This window comes from Paraclostridium benzoelyticum, assembly GCF_001006285.1.
GTDB classification, from domain to species: domain Bacteria; phylum Bacillota; class Clostridia; order Peptostreptococcales; family Peptostreptococcaceae; genus Paraclostridium; species Paraclostridium benzoelyticum.
In genome coordinates this window covers 1-2,947 of record NZ_LBBT01000123.1, presented here as the reverse complement: position 1 = coordinate 2,947, position 2,947 = coordinate 1, and the positions used below count along the sequence as shown (strand labels likewise).

General features: G+C 29.0%; 2 protein-coding genes. Both read right to left on the bottom strand.

All coding sequences use genetic code 11. From position 1 onward, the window contains the following. Nucleotides 1–172 precede the first annotated feature (172 nt). Complete coding sequence (locus tag VN21_RS05285; RefSeq protein ID WP_046822383.1) at nucleotides 173–1,747, bottom strand: AbgT family transporter; 1,575 nt, start codon at nucleotides 1,745–1,747, stop codon at nucleotides 173–175. A 230-nt stretch (nucleotides 1,748–1,977) separates the two neighbouring features. Then, nucleotides 1,978–2,793, bottom strand: a complete 816-nt coding sequence (locus VN21_RS05280) for an Mrp/NBP35 family ATP-binding protein (RefSeq protein WP_046822382.1) — start codon at nucleotides 2,791–2,793, stop codon at nucleotides 1,978–1,980. Between the last annotated feature and the right edge of the window lie 154 nt (nucleotides 2,794–2,947).

The following is a 2,947-nucleotide window of genomic DNA, read 5'->3' as shown; positions in this document are numbered from 1 at the left end:
TTTTTTGCTATATACATTAATTCTAACATATAATAGAAAATTAAATACTGTTTAATAAAATCACTCCATAAAGTTTGCTTAAAATTCAAGTCAATTAATAATAAATTTCTCCCACCTATATTTATATAAAGAAAGAGCTGTTTCATATATGAAACAGCTCTTTTTTATATATTTAAAATCCTACTGGTATACCAAAACTCATCCATATTACAAATAGTATAGTCCAAGCTATTAAGAATGTCATAGAGTAAGGTAACATCAACGATATAACCGTACCAATTCCCGTATCTTTTTTATATGCTTGCATAAACACTATAACCATTGCAAAGTAACTCATAAGTGGAGATATTATATTTGTAGAACTATCTGCTATTCTATATGCAGTTTGAACTACATCTGCTCCTATTCCAAGCTTTAAGAACATTGGTATAAATACAGGAGCCATTATAGCCCATTTAGCTGATGCAGATCCCATAAACAGGTTTATAAACCCTGTTATAATTATAAATCCAACAAGCAAAGGTATTGATCCTATATTTATAGACTGTAAGAACTCTGCTCCTCTTACAGCAATTATAGTTCCTAAATTTGTATATTCAAAGTATTTTATAAACTGTGCTGCAACGAATGCCAAACATAAATATCCACCCATTGAGCTCATTGCTTTACTCATATGTGCTGCAACTTCTTTTTCATTTTTTACAGTTTTTGAAATTTTACCATAAACTACTGATGGTACAAAGAACATTAATGCTATTATTGGTATTAGACCATTCATTAAAGTTGAGTGATCAACTATAGAGTCTAAGAAACTTGCTTTATCTAAGTTCCTTAAAAATGAATTAGGCATTGCAACAAGAATGACTAATCCAATTACCATAAATAATAAAGTAAAGTTTGCAACTTTCATAGCTTTAGCTTCTTCAGGTTTTATAGTTTGTAAATCACTAGCTCTTGTCATTCCATCTGAATTACTAGCCATTTTAGAATCATACTTACCTAGTTTAGGTTCTATAACTTTAGTAGTTATTATAGTTCCTAATATTGTTATTAAAAATGTAGATACTACCATAAAGAAATAGTTAGCAGTAGCACTTATACTAACTGTAGGATCAATTATATGTGCTGCCTCATTTGTTATTCCTGCTAGCATAGGATCTATTGTTCCAATTATTAGGTTTGCACTAAATCCTCCTGAAACTCCGGCAAATGCTGCTGCTATACCTGCTAGTGGATGTCTTCCATAAGCCATAAAAACTAAAGCTCCAAGCGGAATTAATATAACATACCCTGCATCTGATGCCATGTTTGACATGATTCCTAAGAAAACTACAGTTGGAACTATTAATTTTGATGGTGTTACACTAACTATTTTTTTAAGTAATGTTCCTATATATCCTGAACTTTCCGCCAATCCTATTCCTAACATTCCAACTAAAACAACTCCCAGTGGTGCAAATGAAGTGAAGTTTGTTACTGCATTTTCTAGCATATATTTAAACCCTTCACCATTTAATAAGTTAACTGCCGTTATCGTTTGTTTTTCCACTTCCATCGTTTCTCTATTTATAAGTTCGGCTGTTACACTTAACCCCATATTCGCTGCTATTGCAGATATAATAGCGATTGCAATACAAAGCATTGCAAATAAAGTAACTGGATGTGGCAATTTATTACCTATGTACTCTATACCATCTAGAGATTTCATCAAAAAACTCTTTTTTTCTTTAACTGCTGATTTACTCATATTACGCCCCCTTTATTTATATTTATCATTCTTTTTTATAATGGTAGCATATGGTTAACAAAAAAACAATGCAGTTTTTTCAATATTCTATATTTTTCAAATTTTTCATCATTTTTATACAAATAATCTCATTTTTATACATTCTTTTTATATGTAATAACCTTAAATTATAATTAATTTTATAATTAAACAAAAAAGCGACCTTAACCTAAGATCGCTTTTTCATTATTTTATTTTATGTTTTCTATAATATCAGTTAATATGTTATTTAATTCATCGCTTATTTCATTTAAACCATTGTGCGTTATATTAACAATTTCCTTAGTCATTGGAAGTTCTCCTAAAAGTTTTAAATCCATTTCATTTAAGAATTCTTCTGTTTCTTCTCCATCAAATAGCTTTATTTTTTTATCACAATCTGGACATTGAATGTAGCTCATATTTTCAACTACACCTAATACTTTTATATTAAGCATTTTAGCCATATTTACAGCTTTTGCTACTATCATAGATATCATATCTTGAGGAACTGAAACCATTATAACTCCATTTAAAGGTATGTTTTGCATTACTGTAAGTGGTACATCCCCTGTTCCTGGAGGCATATCTATTAATAAATAATCTAGTTCTTCCCACATTACATCTTTATAAAACTGTTTCACTGTATTGCTAATTATAGGTCCCTTCCATACTATAGCTTGATTTTCTTCTCCAACCATAAAGTTTATTGACATTGTTTTTATGTTATCTTTAGTTACTATAGGAGATATATCTTTTCCATTTGGTGAAGTTGCTCTCTCATCTTGGACTCCCATAAGTCTTGGAATACTTGGACCAGTTATATCTGCATCTAATATACCAACTTTATATCCCATTTTATTTAATTTTTTTGCAATAAGAGCTGTTACAGTAGATTTTCCAACTCCACCTTTTCCACTCATTACACCTATTATATTTTTTATTTTATTATTAGGATTATTTTCTATTGTACAAGTCTCTTGCTTATTACAATTTCCTTTAGATGGACATGAATTACAATTTCCCATTTGCATTACCTCTCTTTTCTTTTGTCTACTTTATTAATTATAGTAAAATATGTATAAAATAATACACATTAAAGATCTTAATTTAATTATAAATCAAACTACTCTCAATTAATATATACCCCTCATAAAAATAATAAATCATAAATTAAAAAAA

What these genes read in the sequence shown, in the direction of transcription:
- VN21_RS05285 (WP_046822383.1), bottom strand. Translation starts at nt 1,747, where the DNA reads ATGAGTAAATCAGCAGTTAAAGAAAAAAAGAGTTTTTTGATGAAATCT.
- VN21_RS05280 (WP_046822382.1), bottom strand. Translation starts at nt 2,793, where the DNA reads ATGGGAAATTGTAATTCATGTCCATCTAAAGGAAATTGTAATAAGCAA.